We start from the raw sequence: 21522 nt of genomic DNA, 5'->3' as shown, positions 1-21522 counted from the left end.
AGACCGAAAACGACTATGAAGTCGATATTTTCCATCTTTTGCCAAGGCCTAGTTGCCCTGGCTATTGCCACCGGAGCTGTCACGGCCCCGGTGGCTTCTGCCTTTGCGCAGAGCGGATGGAAAGCCAGCGACGATGACCAATTGCTTCTCGACGTGCGCGCCGGTCGCTACCGTGTGGGCGATGGCGTGCGCGGCTATCAGACCGACGCCGGCGTTTGCATCGATTTTGCTGACATCATCATAGCTTTCGACCTTCCGGTACGGCTGGATAAAAAGTCGCGCCGCGCAACTGGCTGGTTGTTCGAAGAAAGCCGGACATTCACCCTCGACCGCGAAGCGGGTAGGGTACAAATCATGAACAAAAGTTCGGCGCTCGCTGCGTCGGATATTTATGATACGCCCGAAGGCTGGTGCGTGGACAGCAAAGCGCTCAGCCGTTGGCTCGATGTGTCGCTGACTCCCGATCTGTCCGACGCGATGCTTGTTGTGAAGGCGGATCGCAAATTGCCGTTCGAACTGGCCGAAGAGCGCAAAGAACGCGCCGCCAAAGTCCGCCCGGCTGCAACCTTTGACCTGCGTAATCTTCCGCAAGCCAAGGATCCTTATCGTTTTTGGCGTACGCCTTCGTTCGACGTCGTGGCGTCAACAGGCTTTACCAAGGATGCGCAGGGCCCAGCCAAATTCAACGCGCGTTATGATATCTTTGCCAGCGGTGAAATCGCGGGTGCCTCTTATGACGCGCGTTTGTCTTCGAACGAAAATGGTGTTCCCGAAAGCTTTCGCGTGCGCGCCTATCGGACGAGCGCAGAGGGTACTCTGCTCGGGCCACTGAAGGCCACGCATTTCGGGATCGGCGACGTTTCACTGCCCGCATCCTTCCTGGGCAGCCAGACAACCGCCGGTCGCGGGCTTTTTGTCACCAACCGCCCCTTGTCGCGGCCTGATAATTTTGATCGAACCAGCTTCCGGGGCGAACTGCCCGATGGATGGGATGCCGAGCTATATCGCAACGACCAGCTGATCGGCTATTTCCAGAGTCGCGGCGATGGGCGCTACGAATTTCTCGATGTTCCGTTGCTCTATGGCCAAAACCGCATGGAAGTCGTGCTGTATGGTCCGCAGGGTCAGATCAAGCGCGATGTCCGGATGATCCCGGTCGGGGCCAATTCGATTCCGCCGCGCGAAACCTATTATTGGGCGGGCATCCAAGATGCTGGCCGCGATCTTTTCAACTTTGGTGATAGTGATGAGCAGCCCTATAATGGTTTGCGTGCCGGTTTCGGTGTCGAACGGGGGCTTGATGCGAAGACCTCTGTCGGCGCGTCGGCGATAAGTTCGATCTATGAAGGCCGCCGTGACAGCTATTTCGAAGCCATGGTTCGCCGTGCAGTCGGCCCGACACTGGTCGAAGTAGCAGGAGCGGCTAATATCGATGGCGGATATGCGGTCCGCGGTCAGATGCTTGGCCAATTTGGCCAGGCTATGGTCGGTGCCCAGTCGCTATGGCTGTTTGGTGGTTTCCGCAGCGAGCAATATCTGCCGGGGTTGCGTGGAGAGCATATGCTCTCTGTCGATCACAGCATTAAAATCGGAACAAGATCAATCCCTTACGGTGTAAGCGCGACGCTGCGTGAGTGGTTGAACGGCAATCGGACTATCGAAGCCAAAGGCAGAATATCATTTAATATCAAGAATATAGCTGCATCTACCGACATAATCTGGGAGCAGACGAAATTCGCCTTCGGTACCGATCCCCCGCAAAAGCTTGACGCACAATTGCGCCTCAGCGGCCGAGTGGGCGGGTTGCGCTTGCGCGGTGAAGCGCGCTTTGGCTTGATGGGTGAAACCGGTTTCAAGGAATCGCGCATCACCGGCGAATGGCGTGCGGATGATAAGGCGAACTGGCGGGCCGAGCTTGGCTATGACGCGCGCAACAAACGCGCGCGCGCGACATTTGGCTATACGCGGCAGTTCGAGAAGTTTGCATTAACCGGCCAGGTCATGGGCGCAACCGATGGCGCGGTTGCCGCGCAGATCAGCCTTGCCTTTAGCATGGGTCCCAATCCGCATGGCAAGGGCTTCCACATGTCGTCGGAAAAGCTGGCGTCAAGTGGTCAGGCTGCGGTGCTGGTCTATCAGGACCAGAATGTGGATGGCATCCGTCAACCGAACGAACCTGTTGAAAAAGCGATAGAAATTACTGCCGGCTTGAATGGGCGTGGCAGAGCTACCGACGATGCGGGGCAGACCGTTATCGGAGGACTGGAACCTTATGTACCGATCCTGATCGGAATTGATGCAAGCAGCCTGCCTGATCCGTTTGTGCAGCCTGCCAATAGCGGGATGGTCGTCGTCCCGCGGCCAGGGATTCCGATTGTCGTTGAACTGCCGTTGGTGTCAGCAGGTGAAATCAGTGGTTATTTGCTCAAAGAGGGCGGGAAGTCGCTAAATGGCGTGGATATCGAGCTGCTCGACAAGGCCGGTCGTGTCGTGAAAAGCACGCGCAGCGAATATGACGGCTTTTTCCTGTTCGAGAGTGTGCCCTATGGCCAATACCGCCTTCGCGTCGGCGCGGTGGCCGCGAGTATCGTGGGAGTGCAGCCCGAAATCAGCGTGGCCGCCTCTCTCGATCGTAAGAGCCCGACGGTCGATCTGGGGCAAGTCATCTTGAAACCGTCGCAGCGTATTGCCGCAAGCAACTGACTTGACCTGTTCGCGGCAACAGGCTTTGTCGGTGGTATGACAATCGAAACGCTATCGACCAATCGCAGTTTCGGCGGAACGCAGGGGGTCTATTCTCATGCATCTGTCGAAACCGGAACCACAATGACCTTTTCGGTGTTCGTCCCCGACCATGCTCCGGGTGCTAAATTGCCAGTGGTCTGGTATCTCTCGGGCCTAACCTGCACCCACGCTAATGTGACCGAGAAAGGCGAGTTTCGCCGCGCGTGCGCCGAACTCGGATTGATTTTCGTCGCGCCCGACACCTCGCCGCGCGGAGAGGGCGTGCCCGACGATGCCGATGGCGCCTATGATTTCGGACTGGGTGCGGGCTTCTATGTCGACGCGACCGAAGCGCCCTTTGCGCAGCACTACCGGATGCGCAGCTATGTCGAGCGCGAACTGCCCGGGTTAATCGCAAGCAATTTCGCCGTCGATATGTCCGCCCAGGGAATCATGGGCCATTCTATGGGTGGGCATGGCGCGCTGACGATTTCGCTACGCAATCCGGGTCGCTTCCGTTCGACCTCTGCCTTTGCGCCGATCGTTGCGCCTGCACAGGTTCCGTGGGGGCAAAAGGCGTTGGGCGGATATCTGGGGCAACATCGAAATGCCTGGTCGGAATATGATGCCTGTGCGCTGATTGATGGCGGCGCACGCCTACCTGACTTGCTCGTCGATCAAGGGGAGGCCGACAATTTCCTAGCCGAGCAGTTGAAAACGCATTTGCTCGAAGAAACCTGTGCCAAGGCGGAGCAGAAGGCAACGATCCGAATGCAGCCCGGCTATGACCACAGCTATTATTTCATCTCGACCTTCATGGCCGATCACCTTGCCTGGCACGCCGAACGGCTGAAATGAAGCTGCTCGGCGCGATCCTTGCTGGTGGTCAATCGCGTCGGTTTGGCTCGGACAAGGCTGAGGCGCTTTACGAGGGACGGGCGCTGCTCGACCATGTTGCCGATGTCGTGCGACCGCAGGTTACCGAACTGGTTGTCGCGGGGCGCGAATGGCCGGGACTTTCCAAGGCCGCCGATTTGCCGGAGGCGGGGATTGGCCCGCTCGGCGGCCTTGCCGGCGCCCTTGATCATGCATGGCGTCATGATTTTGATGCGGTGCTCAGTTCAGGCTGCGACGTAATCGGGATTCCGGCTGACCTTGCGGAACGGCTGGATGCGGGGCCTGCGATAGTTGCGGATATGCCGATTGTCGGATTGTGGCCCGTATCGATGCGGGAGGTGCTCCTCGATTGGCTTTCGGATTCGGCGAACCGTTCAGTTTACAAGTTTGCCGACCATATCGGAGCGCGACGGGTGGAACTTGGCACCCCTCTGCGGAACATCAATCGCCTGGACGATCTGCCTTAGCAGGCTGGCGCTTGCGACGTTCCATGCGTATCTTAGAAAACGCGAATCGCGGGTGTAGCTCAATGGTAGAGCAGCAGCTTCCCAAGCTGACGACGGGGGTTCGATTCCCCTCACCCGCTCCAGCCCGTTCTTCGAACGCGCCGGGTTCGATTGTCCGCGCGATGCGCGTTCGTCTACGACTCCCCCTCACCCTCTCCAGCCTTTTCCAAATCGCTAAAGCCGTTATAGCGTCCACCATGATCGACGTGACTGAGCCCTTTGTCCTGCTTGACGATGCCCGGCGCGGCGATGCGTCGCCTGCCCGGTTGTACACGAGGCCACAAAGAACGATTGTCGCAACCGATGCAGTTGAACTGGAACATGCTTTCGACGAGCTAAAGTTGGCTCAGCAGGCCGGGAGGCACGTCGCAGGATTTCTGTCCTACGAAGCCGGATTTGCACTTGAACCGAAATTGTCGGCTAAGCTGGCAGGGCGGCAAATGCCGAAGCCGCTTTGCTGGTTTGGGATTTTCGACGGCTATGAAGAAATCGGGGCGGACATAATTCCAAGCCAGCTACCCGCATCCGATGGCAGCTGGTTGGGTGCGGTGCGGCCCTCTATCAGTCGTGCAGCCTATGGCGACGCGTTTGATGCGGTCGAAGACTATATCGAGGCAGGCGATATCTACCAGGCAAACCTGACTTTCAGGGCAAGCGCGCGTTATGCGGGCAATCCGCTGGCGCTTTATGCCGCAATCCGGCCGCGAGCGGCGGCGGGCTATGGTGGCGTGATCTGGACAGGGCAGGACTGGTTTCTCTCCTTCTCACCCGAGCTGTTCTTCGCGCTGCGTGACGGCCGGGTTACGGCAAAGCCGATGAAGGGAACCGCCATACGCGGAGCAGATGCGATTACTGACAAGACTTTGGCAGACGAATTGCGCACCGATCCCAAGCAGCGTGCCGAGAATTTGATGATCGTCGATCTGCTGCGCAATGATCTGTCGCGCATCGCCAAGGCCGCTTCGGTGGAAGTACCGCACCTTTTTGCGGTGGAAAGCTACCCCACGGTTCACCAGATGACCTCAACGGTTACGGCGGAGTTGGACAATGGCAAGGATGCAGTCGATTTGCTTCGCGCTATCTATCCCTGCGGCTCGATCACCGGGGCACCAAAGATCCGCGCGATGGAGATTATCGATGAGGTGGAGACCAGCCCCCGCGGCATCTATTGCGGTTCAATCGGGCGCATCGATCCCCATGGCGATGCCGCCTTCAACGTTGCCATTCGCACATTTCACTTGAACGAAGCGGACAAGCAGGCAAGCTTGGGGCTTGGTTCGGGGGTGGTTGCAGATTCCGAAGTTGCAACTGAATGGGCAGAGTGCCTGGCCAAGGGGGAATTTGCGCGGGTGCAGCGACGCGACTTTGATCTGATTGAAACCATGCGGTTCGAACCCGCCTCCGGGATACTGCGCCTGGAACTGCATCTAGAGCGGATAAAGGCGAGTGCGCAGGCGCTCGATTTCGAATTTGACCGGCACGAGGCACGCAACCGGCTGCACGCCGCCACCTTCCATCTCGATCATGACGCCAAGATACGTCTGCTGGCTTCGCGCAGCGGCAGCCTGTCGATTGAGATAGGCATTGCTCCGGCGATAACCGATGAGCCGTTCCGCGTGGCCATACTCCCTCTTCCCGTTGATGGCACCGATTTTCGCCTACGACATAAGACGACGGACAGGGCTTTCTACGATGACGCGCGAAATGCCGCTCCGGTGGATGAGGTGCTGTTCATCGACCGGGATGGTAATCTTACCGAAGGCAGCTTCACCTGTATTTATATCGAGCGCGATGGCCAGCTTTGCACCCCCCCATTGTCGCGCGGGTTGCTGCCTTCTGTGCTGCGTCGTGAACTGATCGAAAGCGGGCGCGCCATCGAAGCGGATCTGAAGGTCGCTGATGTGACAGGCCAATTTCTGCTGGGCAACAGTTTGCGCGGTCTGATCCCGGCCAGAAGGGTTGCGTAATTTCCACGCTCGCTCTAGGGGCGGGCGCGCAATCTTGCTTCGTCCAAACTAGCTTCGGGAATAAGAAATGATCGACAGGCTCTCCGCCGCCCTTGGCCGCATCGCCCCCTCGCCCACGCTCGCTATGTCGGGCCGTGTGCTGGAAATGAAAGCGCGAGGATTGGATGTGATTGGCTTGTCAGCTGGTGAACCCGATTTCGATACACCGGACTTCGTAAAGGATGCGGCGATCGAGGCAATCCGGTCGGGCAAGACCAAATATACTGCCGTTGATGGCATCCCTGAACTCAAGTTGGCGATCCAGGCGAAGTTCAAGCGCGATAATGGTATTGATTACACCACCAAGCAGATCACGGTGAATGCGGGCGGCAAGCACACCTTGTTCAACGCGCTAGTGGCGACCGTCGACAAGGGTGATGAGGTGATCATCCCCGCGCCCTATTGGGTCAGCTATCCCGACATCGTCCAGTTTGCGGGCGGTACGCCAGTTGTTCTGCTGGCGGGCGCGGATCAGGGCTATAAAATAACCCCGGCGCAGCTTGATGCAGCGATTACGCCCAAGACCCGCTGGCTGATCCTGAACTCACCATCGAACCCGACGGGTGCCGCCTATACAGCGCTCGAACTGCAGGCGTTGGGCGAAGTATTGCTCAAGCATCCGCATGTCATGCTGCTGACCGACGATATGTATGAGCATATCTGGTACGCGCAGCAGCCTTTCGCAACGATGCTCCAGGTCTGTCCCGATTTGTACGACCGCACGCTGACCATGAACGGTGCGTCCAAGGCCTATGCGATGACCGGCTGGCGGATTGGTTATGCGGGTGGCCCCGAATGGCTGATCAAGGCGATGGGCGACCTTCAGTCGCAATCGACCAGCAACCCTTGCTCGATCAGCCAATATGCTGTGGCTGCCGCACTCAATGGTCCGCAGGATTTCCTCAAGGAGCGCAACGCCAAGTTCAAGGAACGGCGTGATCTGGTGGTGGCGATGCTCAACGACGCGCCTGGCCTCAGCTGCCCGACGCCCGAAGGAGCCTTCTACGTCTATCCCGATGCGAGCGGTGTGATGGGCAAGACCACGCCCAAGGGCAAAAAGATCGAAACCGACGCCGATCTGATCGACTATTTCCTCGAAGACTGGAATGTAGCTGCAGTGCACGGCGCCGCCTTCGGCCTCTCGCCGGGTTTCCGCATCAGCTATGCGACATCGACCGAAGCGCTCAAGGAGGCCTGCACCCGAATCCAGTCGGCGTGCGCAGCACTCGTTTGACCGCAATTTGCCGGTTGTTAAGTCGGGCTTAACCAGCGTCATGGTTGAGAAAGCGTCGATGCTGCTCTAGCGGCAGCGTCGACAGCACGACTCCAGCCAGAAGCTCTTTTGATGACTCGCATGATTGCCTTTTTTCGCTCTGACCTGTTCTTGAGCCTTGCTGGCGGTTTCGCTTTGGGCATCGCAGGTATTGCACTGGTTCGTCCGGCAAGCGCCGAGACAGAGGGTTATGAGGGCAAGGCTGTCGTTATCGAGTCGCTGTCGTTCGTTTCGACAAACTGACTTTCGGTCCCGGAAAAGCCGGGAAATTAACGAATTACATATAGATATATTTGTTTGAATCCCGTGACATGCATGAAGGCAGGCATCGTCAGTAGGGAATCGCTTTGTCGCATCTATGAGTCGTTGTAAAATGCGATTCGTTGGGGGTTAGGGCAGTTGGTTCCGCCTCAAATTTCCCCAAGCAGTAGGCTTTCTGCGACCCGAAACCTGCTGCTGCTTCGCCCGCGACCGGCATTTCCGGCGCGGGCGTTTCTTTATGATGCTGCCGCTGATTTACGCCGCTGGCGTGCAATCAAAAGCCCGAATGCCATCAGCAGGCTTAACAATGAAAGTCCCGCAAAGCCGATGAGAATCGGATGACTCGTATCCTCGCGTGTTTGCAGGTCCATGATGTGCAACCCCCACATAAAATCGAAGACACGCCATTGTGGAGTACGCACCGCAAGCAGGCTGCCGCTTTCCGCATCAACGTAAAGGTTGGTTCCATCTTTTAGCGCCACCTGCCATGCTGGACGCCCGCGGCGCAGTTCCATCGGCTCCCTATCGGCAGGAAAGAGCTGGACAGACGCTATCGCTGACTTCCCGCGATAATAGCTTTCGGCGAGCGCCCGCACCTCGCGCGCACCGGGCCGAGGCAGCAACTTACCCGTTGCGGGATCTGCACGCCGTTCACCGCCATCGGTATAGCGAATGAGCCAGACCGGACCGTCTGCGCGCTGTTCTAGCGTGAGTTTCTCGACAGTACGTCCGCCGAGGAATGGAGCTGTCGGTGCGATTGCTGCTATCGGTGCTGGCTTGGCTCGCAAATGTTCGCCGCGAACTTCCTCGATCGGACGAGCAACCATGAACAGTCCCGATGCAGTCCAAAAGATCAGCGGCACGCCGACCAGCCAGCCGAGCCAGACATGCCATTTGTGCAGCGTGCCATATTTCATGCGCTCATCCTTTATAGGCCGGAATGGCCAATCCCTTTTGAATGGCGGCGGCTCGTAATGCGAAGCCTGCGGCCGCACTTATGGCGGCGGCCAATATTATAGGCATACCGAGCCAGAAGAGCAGAACATAAAGGCCTGCCGCCAATGCTGACGCCGTCACATAGAGTTCGGGGCGCAAGATGATTGACGGAACACCCGCCAGCATGTCGCGTATGACGCCGCCGACGCAGGCGGTAATCACGCCCATCATCATCGCAGGCAGCGGTCCGATCCCAAGACTCGCCGCCTTCCAGGCACCAAAGACCGAATAGACCGCGAGCCCCACCGCGTCGAACCAGTCAAGCGCGCGCGGGCTCCAGATGCGGACGGGGGTCAGCCAAACCAAAAGGGCAGTGGCTAGGCAGGTCGCTGGAAAGCGCCAGTCCTGCACCCAGAAAACCGGCGCACCGATCAGCAGGTCGCGCACCGTGCCTCCACCTACTCCGGTGAGCAGCGCGAAAAAGGCAAATGTGACCAGCGTTTGCTTGAGCCGTGCTGCGGCGAGCGCACCAGAAGCGGCAAAGACAGCTATGCCGAACAGATCGAGCGCAGCGATCAGTGCAGGCGCGATCTCGGCGACACCGTCTTCCATCACATGTGGATCGGTTTGCCCTGCACCGCCATTGCGGCTTCTTTCAGCGCTTCCGAATGGGTCGGGTGCGCGTGGCAGGTGTAGGCGATGTCTTCGGACGTTGCGCCAAATTCCATCGCCAAAGCCGCTTCGGCGATCATCGTGCCCGCGACGCTCGCAATGCACCACACGCCGAGCACGCGGTCGGTCGCGGCGTCGGAGATCACTTTGACGAATCCGTCGGGCTCATGGTTGGTCTTGGCGCGGCTGTTCGCCATCATCGGGAATTTGCCAACCTTGATTTCGCCTTTGGCCTTGGCTGCCTCTTCGGTCAGCCCGACACCGGCTATTTCGGGCCATGTGTAGACAACAGAGGGGATGACGTCATGATTTATGATGCCGGTCAGTCCCGCGACATATTCGGCGCAGGCAATGCCCTCATCTTCGGCCTTGTGCGCAAGCATCGGGCCCGGGACAACATCGCCGACGGCCCAGATTCCGGGGACCGAGGTACCGAATTCATGATCAATGTCGATCTGGCCGCGCTTGTTGACCGTCAGACCTGCCTTGTCGAGCGCAAGGCCATCGGTATTGGGACGACGACCGATCGAAACGAGGACGCAATCGGCTTCGATGGTTTCGCTCGCGCCACCTGCGGCGGGTTCGACGGTTAGGGTCGCCTTCTTGCCTTTCACCTGTACGCCGGTAACCTTGGTCGACAGCTTGAATTCAAAACCCTGCTTCTTGAAGATCTTGTTCGCTTCCTTGCGAACGTCGCCGTCCATGCCGGGCAGGATCTGGTCGAGATATTCGACGACGGTGACCTTCGCGCCCAAGCGGCGCCATACTGAGCCGAGTTCCAGCCCGATCACGCCGCCTCCGATCACAACCAGATGGTCGGGCACCTTGGGAAGTTCGAGCGCGCCGGTTGAATCGACGACGATGCCCTTGGCATTGTCGACTTCAACGCCAGGCAGCGGCGTAACCGATGAACCAGTGGCGATGATGAAATTGTCGGCGGTATAGCTCTTGCCCGCGACCTCGATGGCATTAGCCGAGGTGAAGGCGGCATGGCCCTTGATCCATTCGACCTTGTTCTTCTTGAACAGGAACTCGATCCCGCCGGTCAGCCCCTTCACCGCATCGCGGCGCTGGCCGTGCATGGTTTCGAGGTCGAGGCTCATCTTGTCGATTTTGACGCCGAGCTTTGCGAGCGCACCGCTGGCGGCCTCGTTGTACAGCTCGGACGCGTGTAGCATCGCCTTGGACGGGATGCAGCCAACATTGAGGCAGGTCCCGCCCAAAGTCTCGCGGCTTTCAACGCACGCGGTCTTCAGGCCGAGCTGTGCGGCACGGATGGCCGCAACATAGCCGCCGGGGCCGGCACCGATAACGATCAGGTCATAGTCGTAATTGTCGTCTGCCATGTTACTTACTCTCGTCTGTAGCTGTTCTGCTCATTTGCATTTCGATCAGATTTGTGCCTTCGGCGTTGGTTCTGCAAAATAGCGGGCCGCCTTCTCGCTCAGCTTCATCAATATTCCACGAAAAGAGAATATGTTGGTCGTTGGTCTCGCCATATACAGGCGCTGAATAAACGCGACCATCAAATCTCTCTTCACATAGTTTCCAAGCTCTTGCTTCAGCGCCATCAAGGTCCTGCTCAAATCCCCCAAGGTCGGAACACCCTCCCAAAATGGCTATGAAAAGCGAAAGAGCTAAGCGCAGCATTACAAATCAATGAGCAAGCGTGTCGGATCTTCGATCGCTTCCTTGATCGTCTTGAGCGCGGTCACCGCTTCGCGGCCGTCGATGATGCGGTGGTCATAGCTGAGTGCGAGATACATCATCGGGCGGATGACGATCTGGCCGTCGCGCACGACCGGGCGATCTTCGATGCGGTGCAGGCCGAGCACGGCGGATTGCGGGGGATTGATGATCGGTGTCGACATCAGGCCACCGAAAATACCGCCGTTGGAGATGGTGAAGGTACCGCCAGCCATGTCCTCCATGGTGAGAGCGCCGTCCTTGGCGCGCTTGCCGAGGTCGCCAATCGCCTTTTCAATATCGGCAAAGCCGAGCTGATCGACATTGCGGACGACCGGGACGACCAGGCCATTGGGGGCGGAAACCGCAACCGACAGGTCGACATAGTCGTGATAAACGATCTCTTCGCCCTGGATCTGCGCGTTGACCGCCGGGAAATCCTTGAGCGCGAGGCAAGCGGCCTTGGCAAAGAAGCTCATGAAACCCAGCTTCACGCCATGCTTCTTTTCAAAGCTGTCCTTATAGCGGTTGCGCGCTTCCATCACCGCCGACATGTCGACATCGTTGAAGGTCGTCAGCAAGGCCGCGGTGTTTTGCGCATCCTTCAGACGCTTGGCGATCGTCTGGCGCAGGCGGGTCATCTTGACGCGTTCTTCGCGGCGTTCGCCAGCAGCGGTTGCGACAGGTGCCGATACAGCAAGAGCAGCAGCCGGTGCAGCAGGAGCGCCGCCCTTGGCAGCTGCCAGCACATCTTCCTTGGTCAAGCGGCCATCCTTGCCACTCCCTTTGACCTTGGTCGGATCAATGCCAAGTTCAAGGACCAAGCGGCGCACGGCAGGAGACAGCGTCAGGTCTGCCGTGGCAGCGGGTGACGTTTCGACGACCGGTGCTGCCGGTGCAGGCGTTGCCGCAGGGGCAGCCGCAGGAGCCGGGGTGGCGGCTGGCGCGCCGGAACCAGCCTCGATGCTGCCAATCACGGCGCCGACATTGACCGTATCGCCTTCCTGAACCAGATACTGGCCCATCACGCCAGCGGCAGGTGCAGGAACCTCGACCGCAACCTTGTCGGTTTCAAGGCTGGCAATGGGTTCGTCAGCGGCCACGGCCTCGCCGGGCTTTTTCAACCACTGGCCGAGCGTCGCTTCGGTGATCGATTCGCCGAGGGTGGGGACTTTGACTTCGGTGCTCATATCATTCGCTCCTTGGGCGGAGATTATTTCTTTTTAGAAGTGCGCTGGCGGCGGATTTCGTCGCGGACGCCGTGGCCGAGTGCGTGCGCGATCAGCGCCGCTTGCTCGGCCTGGTGGCGCTTCATAAGGCCCGTAGCTGGCGATGCACTTGCCTTGCGACCAGCATAGCGGGCGCGTGCCGGACCAACCTTGGCCTCAGCCAGACAGGCTTCGATGAAGGGTTCGACAAAGAACCAACTGCCGTTGTTTTGCGGTTCTTCCTGCGCCCAGACGACCTCTTCGAGGTTCGTCATACGCTTTAGGCGGACAATCAGCGGCTCACCCGGGAAGGGATAAAGTTGCTCAAGCCGGACGATTGCGGTGTTGGAATCGCCCGCTGCGTTGCGCGCCTCCATCAAATCATAGGCGACCTTGCCCGTGCAGAGCACGAGCCGTTTCACATCCTTGTCTGCCGGCGCCCATGGGTCCGAAAGGATTCGCATGAAATGGCTTTCGCCTTGGAAATCCTCGGCTTTTGAGACCGCAAGCTTGTGCCGCAGCAGCGATTTTGGCGTCATGACGACAAGCGGCTTGCGGAAAGTACGGTGCATCTGGCGACGCAGAAGGTGGAAGAAATTGGCCGGTGTGGTGCAGTTGGCGACCTGGATATTGTCCTCGGCGCACAGTTGCAGGAAGCGTTCGAGGCGTGCCGAGCTATGCTCCGGCCCCTGACCCTCAAAGCCATGCGGCAACAGCATGACGAGGCCATTTGCACGCAGCCATTTGGATTCGCCCGAGGCAATAAACTGGTCGATAATGGTCTGCGCGCCGTTGACGAAATCGCCAAACTGGCCTTCCCACATCACCAGCGTCTTGGGATCGGCTCCCGCAAAGCCATATTCATAGCCGAGCACACCGAATTCGGAGAGCGGGCTATCATAGACTTCGAACCGGCCATGCGGGACGGTCGACAGCGGTATATATTTGGCTTCATTGGTCTGGTCGACCCAGACGGCGTGGCGCTGGCTGAATGTGCCGCGACCCGAATCCTGACCCGACAAGCGCACGCCAAAACCTTCGGAAAGCAGCGATCCGAAGGCAAGAGCCTCACCCGTCGCCCAGTCGAAATTTTCGCCGCTGGCGAACATGTTTTTCTTGGCCTCCAGCACGCGGCCCAGTGTCGGGTGGATGCTATGGCCTTCGGGAACATTGGTCAGGATGCGGCCAAGACCGTCCATCAGTTTCTTGGAAATGCCGGTGGGCACGTTGCGCCGCGACGTTTCCGGATCGGCAGGCTTGTTGAAGCCAGCCCAACGTCCGCCGAACCAGTCAGCATCATTGGCCTTGTAGGTCTGGCCTGCTTCAAATTCCTGTTCGAGGATCTGGGTGAAGCGCATGGTGTGTTCAGCAGCCCAATTGGCGTCGATCACGCCTTCAGCCTGCAGCCGTGCTGCATAGACTTCGCTCACGCCCGGTTTGCCCTTGATCACCTTGTACATCAGTGGCTGGGTGAAGCCGGGCTCATCGCCTTCATTATGGCCGAAGCGGCGATAGCACCACATGTCGATCACAACGTCGCGGTGGAAAGTCTGCCTGAATTCGATCGCCATCTTGCAGGCAAAGGTCACGGCCTCCGGATCGTCACCATTGACGTGGAAAATTGGTGCCTGCACGCCCTTGGCGACGTCGCTCGGATAGGGTGAAGAGCGCGCAAATTGCGGGCTGGTGGTGAAGCCGACCTGGTTGTTGACGATGAAATGGATGCAGCCGCCGGTATTATACCCGCGGATGCCGGAAAAGCCGAGGCATTCCCAGACGATGCCCTGGCCGGCAAAGGCGGCATCGCCGTGCAACAGCACGGGAAGCACTTGCTCATGCTTGCTGAGGTCGTCGCGGATCGTCTGGTTGGCGCGGACCTTGCCGAGCACAACCGGGTTTACCGCCTCGAGGTGTGAGGGGTTGGGGACCAGCGACATATGGACTTTGACGCCGTCAAACTCACGGTCGGTCGAGGTACCGAGATGGTATTTCACGTCGCCGGACCCGCCGACATCTTCGGGGTTGGCCGAGCCACCCGAAAATTCGTGGAAGATGATTCGATAGGGTTTGGCCATCACATTGGCGAGCACGTTCAGGCGGCCGCGATGCGGCATGCCATAGACGATTTCGCGCACGCCCAGATGGCCGCCATATTTGATGATCGCTTCGAGCGCCGGGATCATCGCCTCTCCGCCATCAAGGCCGAAGCGCTTGGTGCCGACATATTTTTTGGCGAGGAATTTTTCGTACTGCTCGGCCTCGATCACCTTGCCCAATATGGCTTTCTTGCCTTCGGGGGTGAAGCTGATCGCGGCATCGCGGCCTTCGAGGCGTTCCTGCAGGAAGCGGCGTTCCTCGACATCGGCGATGTGCATATATTCAAGGCCGACCGGCCCGCAATAATTGGCGCGCAACGTGGCGACGAGCTCGCGCATGCTGACCCATTCAAAGCCCAGCGTGCCGCCGACATAGACCTGACGGTCCAGATCAGCCTCTGTGAAGCCGTGATAGGCAGGGTCAAGGTCCGCCGGGATTTCCTGTTTGGAAAGACCAAGGGGATCAAGATTGGCCGCAAGATGTCCGCGCACACGATAAGTGCGCACCAGCATCATCGCGCGAATCGAATCGCCCGCGGCGGCCACAGCATCGCCCTGCGCCATCGGTTTGCCCGCCGCCTTTGCAGCCGCCTTGATCTCGACCGCCATCTGCGTGGGGTCAAGTGCGCCGGTCAGCTCGTCGGTTTCGCCGAAGCGCCAGTTGGGGCGCTGCCAGCTGGGGCCGCGCTCCGCTTCAAATTCGTGATTTTCAAAACCCATTGGTCTTGCCTTTCCCGGGGAGGAGGAAAATGCCGTCCCTATTTTAGCCTTTCAGCGCCTCGACGAGCGTGGTGCCAAGTTCGCTGGGAGAAGCGGCCACGCGGATACCTGCAGCTTCCATCGCAGCGATCTTCGATTCAGCATCACCCTTGCCGCCCGAAACGATTGCACCGGCGTGGCCCATGCGACGGCCCGGAGGCGCTGTGCGCCCGGCGATGAAGCCGGCCATCGGCTTCTTGCGGCCCTTCTTCGCTTCGTCGATCAGGAACTGTGCGGCCTGCTCCTCGGCGTCGCCGCCGATTTCACCGATCATGATGATCGACTTGGTTTCTTCGTCAGCAAGGAACAGCTCAAGCACGTCGATGAAGTTGGTGCCATTGACCGGATCGCCGCCAATGCCGACAGCCGTGGTCTGGCCTAAGCCTTCATTGGTGGTCTGGAACACGGCTTCATAAGTCAGCGTACCCGAACGCGAGACGACGCCGACCGATCCCTTTTTGAAGATGCTGCCCGGCATGATGCCGATCTTGCATTCATCGGGGGTGAGAACGCCCGGGCAGTTCGGGCCGATCAGGCGCGATTTGGAACCGGAAAGCGCGCGCTTCACCTTGACCATGTCGAGCACCGGAATGCCTTCGGTGATGCAGACGATCAGTTCCATCTCGGCGTCGATCGCCTCCAGGATCGAGTCGGCTGCAAATGGCGGCGGAACATAGATGCAGCTGGCAGTCGCACCGGTCAAAGCCTTGGCTTCGGCGACGGTATCATAGATGGGGAGGCCAAGAGCCGTTTCACCGCCCTTGCCGGGGGTGACGCCTGCGACCATCTGCGTGCCATAGGCAAGCGCCGCTTCGGTGTGGAACAGGCCGGTCGCGCCCGTCATACCTTGGGTGATGACCTTTGTATTCTTGTTGATTAAAATCGACATTCAAAATCCTCCAATCGAAGAGGCGATCATCACGACGCCCGCCAAACCAAATTTTTCGTTGAACTCACCGCCATGTCCGGCGAAATCTACATCCACGCTAACACCGCTGCGCCAGCCCGGCTCCCATTTGCGGATTACGCCACCATTAGGCAGATCTTCCTTATGGGTCGGCTCACGCGTCATCCATTTGTTCAAATCCGCATCCGCTATCGGGGCACCGGCCTCAAAATCATACAGGCGACATCCGCTTGCCCAGATACCGCTCTTGTCAGTCACCCGGCTGGTGACCAGATAGAGTTGCCGGCCCGCAACCGACTTGCGATATTCATGGCCGTCCAGTCTCTCGCCATCCTCGAGCGCTGCCTTGCCCTTGGATACCAACTGCGCGATGCGCGGTTCGCCTCCTGCAGGCAAAGCCTCCCAGCCCTTTTTCGGCAGCTGTTTTTCGAGCTTTTCGAACTTGCGCGTATTTGCGCAGGCTGCCCGAAAGGCATCGAGCACCTCTGTAGCCGGATAAGGCTGGCTGGCGGCGGGTGCCGCCAGCATCAGGAGCGCCGCGCCCAGCACCTTATTGCAGTGTGGGATCGATATTCTTGCAGGCGACAAGCAGTTCCTTCACCGCATCGACGCTGACCTGCAGATTGCCCTTGGCTTCGTCGTCGAGCGCGATTTCGACTATCTCCTCAATGCCGTCGGCACCAATGATGCAGGGGACGCCGACATATAGGCCATCAAGGCCATATTTGCCATCCACATAGGCGGCGCAGGGCAGCAGGCGCTTCTGGTCGAACAGATAGGCTTCGGCCATCGCAATGCCGCTGGTCGCGGGCGCATAATAGGCTGAACCGGTGCCGAGCAGCGCTACGATTTCGCCGCCGCCGCCGCGAGTGCGCTTTACGATGGCGTCGATGCGCTCCTGCGTTGATTTGCCCATCTTGATCAGGTCGGGAACAGGAATGCCCGCAACGGTCGAATATTGCACCACAGGCACCATCGTGTCGCCATGGCCGCCAAGCACGAAGGTGGTAACGTCGCGCGCTGAGACGTTGAACTCCTCGGCCAGGAAATGGCTGAAGCGGCCCGAATCGAGCACGCCTGCCATGCCGACTACGCGGTTATGCGGCAGACCCGAAAATTCGCGCAAGGCCCAGACCATCGCATCGAGCGGGTTGGTGATGCAAATGACAAAAGCGTTGGGGGCATTGTTTTTGATGCCTTCGCCGACTGCTTTCATGACCTCCAGGTTGATGCCGAGCAAATCGTCACGGCTCATGCCCGGCTTACGCGCTACACCGGCGGTGACGATGATGACGTCTGCGCCCGCGATATCCTTATAGTCGTTCGATCCAGTGATTTTGGCGTCAAAGCCCTCGATTGGCCCGCACTGCGAAAGGTCTAGCGCTTTGCCCTGGGGCACGCCTTCAACTACGTCAAACAAGACGATGTCGCCGAGTTCCTTTTGAGCAGCGAGGTGGGCGAGCGTACCGCCAATATTGCCTGCGCCGATAAGCGCGATCTTCTTGCGGGCCATTATCAATGTCCTTCCTTTGGGCCTGAGGCACGCGCCATCCGCACGGGACGTGCCGTTAAGGGAATTAAGGGCGCGTTAGGCCGATTCGAACCTTACGGCAACCCTATAAAAGGCCTAAGTTAATGCTTTTTTTGATATTAGTTCGCAATAGCCATAAGAAGTATGGCCGGCACGCTCCTTGGTGTCGACTTTGTATATTTTCAGCCCGCTACGCGCTTCAGCATGTCCATCCAGATCGGTATCTGGTCGTGAAACCCGTCGGCATAAACACGCTCGTCAAGCCCGTGCGCGCCTTCGCGCTCGCCCACGATGCCCCACAACCCGCCAAAACCGTATACCGGTATCCCATTGGCCCGAAGGAACGCCCCATCGGTGGCCCCTGCCGACTGATAGGGAACAACGGGCGCGCCCTTGAAGCGCGTCGCAACTGCGGCCTTATAGGCATCGAGCACGTCTTGCCGGATCGGGGTGGGTGCGGTTTCGGGAGTTTGCGATCCTTCGACCGCCGCAACTGCCACATCGGGGCCAGCCAGCGCCTGCAATTGCTGCCTTACCTCCTCCACCTTCACGCCCGGGAAGATACGGCAGTTGACATTTGCTTCGGCCTTTTGGGGCAAAGCATTGGGCGCATGCCCCCCCGACAGCATCGTCGCGACACAACGGGTGCGCGTGCTTCCTGGATCATTGGCCTCCACCAGATCCGCCGTCTCCCGGTCTGTGGGATCGGCGAGGTAGCGTTTGATCAGTTCGCCATATTGCCCGCCGTCCTTCTCGGCGAGCAAGGAAAAGCCGGCACGGGTCGCATCGTTGATCATCGGCGGAAAGCGATGCGCTTCGAGCGCGGACAGCGCATTCGACAACGCGTAGATGGCATTGTCTTGGCGCGGCGCACTGCTATGCCCGCCCCGATTGGTCGCGGTCAGCTTGAAATCGGCATAGGTCTTCTCGGCGATCTGCATCGCGAACAACTCAGGGCGCCCGTCTTTGTAAACCGAACCGCCGCCCGCATCGCTGTTGAGACCATATTCGGCATCGATAAGTGAGCGCCATTCGGTTGCTGCCCGCCTTGCGCCATTGCCAGTGGTTTCCTCGTCGCCGGTAAAGAGTACAATAAGGTCGCGTGTCGGTTGAAAGCCTTCGGCCTTCAGATATTGCAGCGCAATCAATATGCCGGTCAGCCCCGCTTTGTTATCATTGGCGCCGCGCCCGAGATACCAGCCGCCTTCCTCGCGGAATTTGAAGGGTGGATTTTTCCAATCGCTGTCCTTCGCTTCAACCACATCCATATGTGCCATCAGAAGGATCGGCTTTTTGCCGCTCGGTTTGGCTGCCGACCAGCGCGCGATCAGCGTTTGCGTTCCGTCATGATCTTTGACGACGACATTGGTGATACCAGCCTTGCGGAACTCGGCCGTAAGCAGTGCTGTAAGTTTCTTGAACTCGGCGGTTCGTCCTTCGACGGTCGGGATTTCAACAATCTTGGCAAACAGATCGCGTTCCGCCTGACGGTTTGGTCTTTCTGCAGCGATTGCCTGCGATGCCACGCAGGCCAGTAAAGCCGCTGCCATCGCTGAAACACTCTTTCTCATAAGACTCTCCCTTGTGTCAGCCTAACGCGACCCATGCCCTTCGGCCAGATATTCTTCGGACTGCATTTCCATCAGTCGTGATACTGTGCGTTCAAATTCAAACCTGCCATCACCTTCCGGGTAAAGCGCATCCGGTGCCGCATCGGCCGCCGCGAGCAGTTTGACCCGATATTCATACAGGGCGTCAATCAGCGTGACAAAGCGGGCAGCTTCGTTGCGGTTGTGCGGCCCGAGTACCGGAATGCCGACAATGATGACGCTGTGGAACCGGCGCGCGATTGCCAGATAGTCGGCGGCGCCGCGTGCCTCCGCACACAGCCGTTTGAACGAGAAAACCGCGACACCTTTCAGCGCCTTGGGCACATGCATCGTCCGTCCCGTACCAACATCGATATCGGTCGACGGCACATGCGCCCTGTCTTCGGGCGGATAGTCAGTAAGATGGAAGAATGTCTCCGACAGTTCTTTGGTCGCTTCGGGTCCATTGGGTACTAGCCAGGTCCGTGCCTTCCCCAGCCTGTCGCGGCGATAATCGGTCGGCCCATCGAGCGCCATGACGTCAAGCCGCTCCTTCACCAATTTGATAAAAGGCAAGAAAAGCTGGCGATTGAGACCATCCTTGTACAAATCGTCGGGGTGGCGGTTCGATGTTGTGATGACCGTGACGCCCGCGTCGAACAGTCCGGCGAACAGCCGCGACATGATGGCGGCGTCGGCCATATTGTTGACCACCATTTCGTCAAAGCAAAGCAATCGTGCTTCGTCGGCGAGTGCGGCAACCACAGGCGGAATCGGGTCGCCCTTTTCCTTCTCGCGCTCAACCTTCAGTCGGGCATGGATATCGAGCATGAATTCGTGGAAATGCGCACGCCGTTTGCGGTTCACCTGAACTTGGTCAAAAAACAGGTCCATCAGCATTGATTTGCCGCGTCCGACCCCGCCCCAAAGATAGAGCCCCCGCACCGGATCAGGCTTTTTTCCGAGGAAGCGCCACAAGGTGCTGCCGCGCGGGGGAACGGCTTCTAGCTGCTGCTGAATATCTGCCAATTTGGCGGCAGCCCGTGCCTGATCGGTATCCGGCTTGAGTTCGTCCGCCGCGACCAATGCTTGATAGGCAGCGAGCAGTCCGGTCATCTCTTGTCTTGGGACGCCTTGCGGATTGTTCCGGAGAAAGAAGCGACGATATGTTCGTCATTCGGCCCCTGCACCACCATGCCACGCAGGAAGATGAGGCGACCGGTTTCGCGTACCTGTTCCACGACCGCGTCGAGCGGTTCGTTCAGCCTGCCCCCGCCGATAAATTGTGTGCCCAGATCCAATGTCACTGAAAAACCCGCGTTCAATGAACCGAATTGATGGGCGGCAGCAAACAGCGACACATCAATCAGCGCCAGCGTAACTGCGCCATGGACATTATCGCCCAGATTGCTGTGTTTGCGCGTCGGGTGCATCCGGATGCGTGCGCGTGGGCGGCCATCGGGTAGGGGCGCCTCTGGCCGAACAGCCAAAGGCTCTATAAAGGCGTTGAACCGGGTCTTGTCGTTCAGATTCCAGCTGAGCCAGCCGCCGTCCTGCGCCTGCGCGTCAAAATGTCCGGCTGGAAGCGGCGCCTCTATGCCGTCGTTCAAATCTGGCGCTCCGCCATCAGCTTCTTGGTTTCGGCAATCGCCTTGGCCGGGTTCAGGCCCTTGGGGCAGGCATTGGCGCAGTTCATGATCGTGTGGCAGCGATAAAGGCGGAACGGATCTTCCAGATCATCCAGACGTTCGCCAGTCATTTCGTCGCGGCTGTCGGCGAGCCAGCGATAGGCTTGCAAAAGGATTGCGGGGCCGAGGAACTTGTCGCTGTTCCACCAGTAAGACGGGCAGCTGGTCGAGCAGCAGGCACACAGGATGCATTCGTAAAGCCCATCAAGCTTGGCGCGATCTTCGGGCGATTGCAGTCGTTCCTTGCCCGAAGGGGTCGGGGTTACGGTCTGCAGCCAGGGTTTGATCGAGGCATATTGCGCGTAGAAATGCGTGAGGTCGGGAACCAGATCCTTGACCACTTCCATATGCGGCAACGGAGTGATGGTGACGTCGCCCTTGCAATCTTCAATCGCGGTGGTGCAGGCGAGGCCGTTTTTGCCGTTCATGTTCATCGCACAAGAACCGCAAATGCCTTCGCGGCAAGAGCGGCGGAAGGTGAGCGAGCTGTCCTGCTCCGACTTCATCTTGATCAGTGCGTCGAGCACCATCGGGCCGCAATTGTCAGTATCGATCTCGAACGTGTCATAACGGGGATTTTCGCCGCTGTCGGGATCGTAGCGATAGACCTTGAATTTGCGCGCTGTGCCATTGCTGGTTGCTGCGTGGGTCTTGCCCTTCTGGACCTTGCTGTTCTTGGGCAAAGTAAATTCGGCCATGTTTCTATCCCGATACTGAATCTGTGAACGCCCTAACCAAGCGGGCACCCCCAAGCAAATGCAATTTTTAACCGCGCAGTTGAAT

The 21522-nt window shown here is 58.7% G+C and carries 19 protein-coding genes and 1 tRNA gene; 7 read left to right on the top strand and 13 right to left on the bottom strand.

What is annotated here, in order from left to right:
• The first annotated feature begins 15 nt into the window (after positions 1-15).
• The 7 genes from DXH95_RS11000 to DXH95_RS16135 all read left to right on the top strand — a co-directional run bounded on the left by DXH95_RS11000 (position 16) and on the right by DXH95_RS16135 (position 7649).
• Complete coding sequence (locus tag DXH95_RS11000) at positions 16-2703, top strand: MSCRAMM family protein (RefSeq protein WP_115549600.1); 2688 nt, start codon at positions 16-18, stop codon at positions 2701-2703.
• A 36-nt stretch (positions 2704-2739) separates the two neighbouring features.
• The gene (gene fghA / locus DXH95_RS10995; protein ID WP_115549599.1) at positions 2740-3582 is read left to right on the top strand and encodes an S-formylglutathione hydrolase; all 843 of its coding nucleotides are present in this window, start codon (positions 2740-2742) and stop codon (positions 3580-3582) included.
• A complete protein-coding gene (gene mobA / locus DXH95_RS10990) occupies positions 3579-4088 on the top strand; it encodes a molybdenum cofactor guanylyltransferase (RefSeq protein WP_115549598.1) in 510 nt (169 codons plus the stop codon). Before fghA ends, mobA begins: the two co-directional genes overlap by 4 nt.
• Before the next feature lie 48 nt (positions 4089-4136).
• Positions 4137-4210, top strand: a tRNA-Gly gene (locus DXH95_RS10985).
• A gap of 114 nt (positions 4211-4324) precedes the next feature.
• Positions 4325-6094, top strand: coding sequence for an aminodeoxychorismate synthase component I (gene pabB, locus DXH95_RS10980; RefSeq protein WP_181883652.1), 1770 nt, complete (start codon positions 4325-4327; stop codon positions 6092-6094).
• Between the two features lie 70 nt (positions 6095-6164).
• Positions 6165-7367: a pyridoxal phosphate-dependent aminotransferase gene (locus DXH95_RS10975; RefSeq protein WP_115550141.1), complete on the top strand. Its 1203-nt coding sequence runs from the start codon at positions 6165-6167 to the stop codon at positions 7365-7367.
• A gap of 111 nt (positions 7368-7478) precedes the next feature.
• The gene (locus tag DXH95_RS16135) at positions 7479-7649 is read left to right on the top strand and encodes a hypothetical protein (RefSeq protein ID WP_181883651.1); all 171 of its coding nucleotides are present in this window, start codon (positions 7479-7481) and stop codon (positions 7647-7649) included.
• A gap of 254 nt (positions 7650-7903) precedes the next feature.
• On the opposite strand, the gene DXH95_RS10970 is transcribed toward DXH95_RS16135, so the two are convergent.
• From DXH95_RS10970 to DXH95_RS10910, 13 genes are all read right to left on the bottom strand, one after another.
• Positions 7904-8584, bottom strand: coding sequence for a PepSY domain-containing protein (locus DXH95_RS10970; protein ID WP_115549596.1), 681 nt, complete (start codon positions 8582-8584; stop codon positions 7904-7906).
• 4 nt (positions 8585-8588) lie between these two features.
• Positions 8589-9215, bottom strand: coding sequence for a trimeric intracellular cation channel family protein (locus DXH95_RS10965; protein WP_115549595.1), 627 nt, complete (start codon positions 9213-9215; stop codon positions 8589-8591).
• Positions 9215-10621, bottom strand: a complete 1407-nt coding sequence (lpdA, locus tag DXH95_RS10960; RefSeq protein WP_115549594.1) for a dihydrolipoyl dehydrogenase — start codon at positions 10619-10621, stop codon at positions 9215-9217. The genes DXH95_RS10965 and lpdA overlap by 1 nt, the downstream gene beginning before the upstream one ends.
• Before the next feature lies 1 nt (position 10622).
• Entirely contained in the window at positions 10623-10925 is a 303-nt protein-coding gene (locus DXH95_RS10955; RefSeq protein WP_115549593.1) for a hypothetical protein, read from the bottom strand.
• Positions 10925-12151, bottom strand: a complete 1227-nt coding sequence (gene odhB / locus DXH95_RS10950) for a 2-oxoglutarate dehydrogenase complex dihydrolipoyllysine-residue succinyltransferase (RefSeq protein WP_115549592.1) — start codon at positions 12149-12151, stop codon at positions 10925-10927. The genes DXH95_RS10955 and odhB overlap by 1 nt, the downstream gene beginning before the upstream one ends.
• Positions 12152-12174: 23 nt before the next feature.
• Entirely contained in the window at positions 12175-14985 is a 2811-nt protein-coding gene (locus DXH95_RS10945) for a 2-oxoglutarate dehydrogenase E1 component (RefSeq protein WP_115549591.1), read from the bottom strand.
• A 43-nt stretch (positions 14986-15028) separates the two neighbouring features.
• Positions 15029-15913, bottom strand: a complete 885-nt coding sequence (gene sucD / locus DXH95_RS10940) for a succinate--CoA ligase subunit alpha (protein WP_115549590.1) — start codon at positions 15911-15913, stop codon at positions 15029-15031.
• A complete protein-coding gene (locus tag DXH95_RS10935; RefSeq protein ID WP_147291727.1) occupies positions 15914-16459 on the bottom strand; it encodes a hypothetical protein in 546 nt (181 codons plus the stop codon). It lies immediately after the preceding gene.
• Between the two features lie 22 nt (positions 16460-16481).
• Entirely contained in the window at positions 16482-17444 is a 963-nt protein-coding gene (gene mdh / locus DXH95_RS10930; RefSeq protein ID WP_115549588.1) for a malate dehydrogenase, read from the bottom strand.
• Positions 17445-17644: 200 nt separating this feature from the next.
• Positions 17645-19033, bottom strand: coding sequence for a M20/M25/M40 family metallo-hydrolase (locus tag DXH95_RS10925; RefSeq protein WP_115549587.1), 1389 nt, complete (start codon positions 19031-19033; stop codon positions 17645-17647).
• Positions 19034-19054: 21 nt separating this feature from the next.
• Complete coding sequence (gene zapE / locus DXH95_RS10920) at positions 19055-20167, bottom strand: cell division protein ZapE (protein WP_115549586.1); 1113 nt, start codon at positions 20165-20167, stop codon at positions 19055-19057.
• A complete protein-coding gene (locus DXH95_RS10915; protein ID WP_115549585.1) occupies positions 20164-20661 on the bottom strand; it encodes a PaaI family thioesterase in 498 nt (165 codons plus the stop codon). The genes zapE and DXH95_RS10915 overlap by 4 nt, the downstream gene beginning before the upstream one ends.
• A complete protein-coding gene (locus DXH95_RS10910; RefSeq protein ID WP_115549584.1) occupies positions 20658-21437 on the bottom strand; it encodes a succinate dehydrogenase iron-sulfur subunit in 780 nt (259 codons plus the stop codon). The genes DXH95_RS10915 and DXH95_RS10910 overlap by 4 nt, the downstream gene beginning before the upstream one ends.
• Between the last annotated feature and the right edge of the window lie 85 nt (positions 21438-21522).

Origin of the sequence: Sphingorhabdus pulchriflava (assembly GCF_003367235.1) — a bacterium.
Taxonomy (GTDB): Bacteria; Pseudomonadota; Alphaproteobacteria; order Sphingomonadales; family Sphingomonadaceae; genus Sphingorhabdus_B; species Sphingorhabdus_B pulchriflava.
This window is presented reverse-complemented; position numbering and strand designations above follow the sequence as displayed.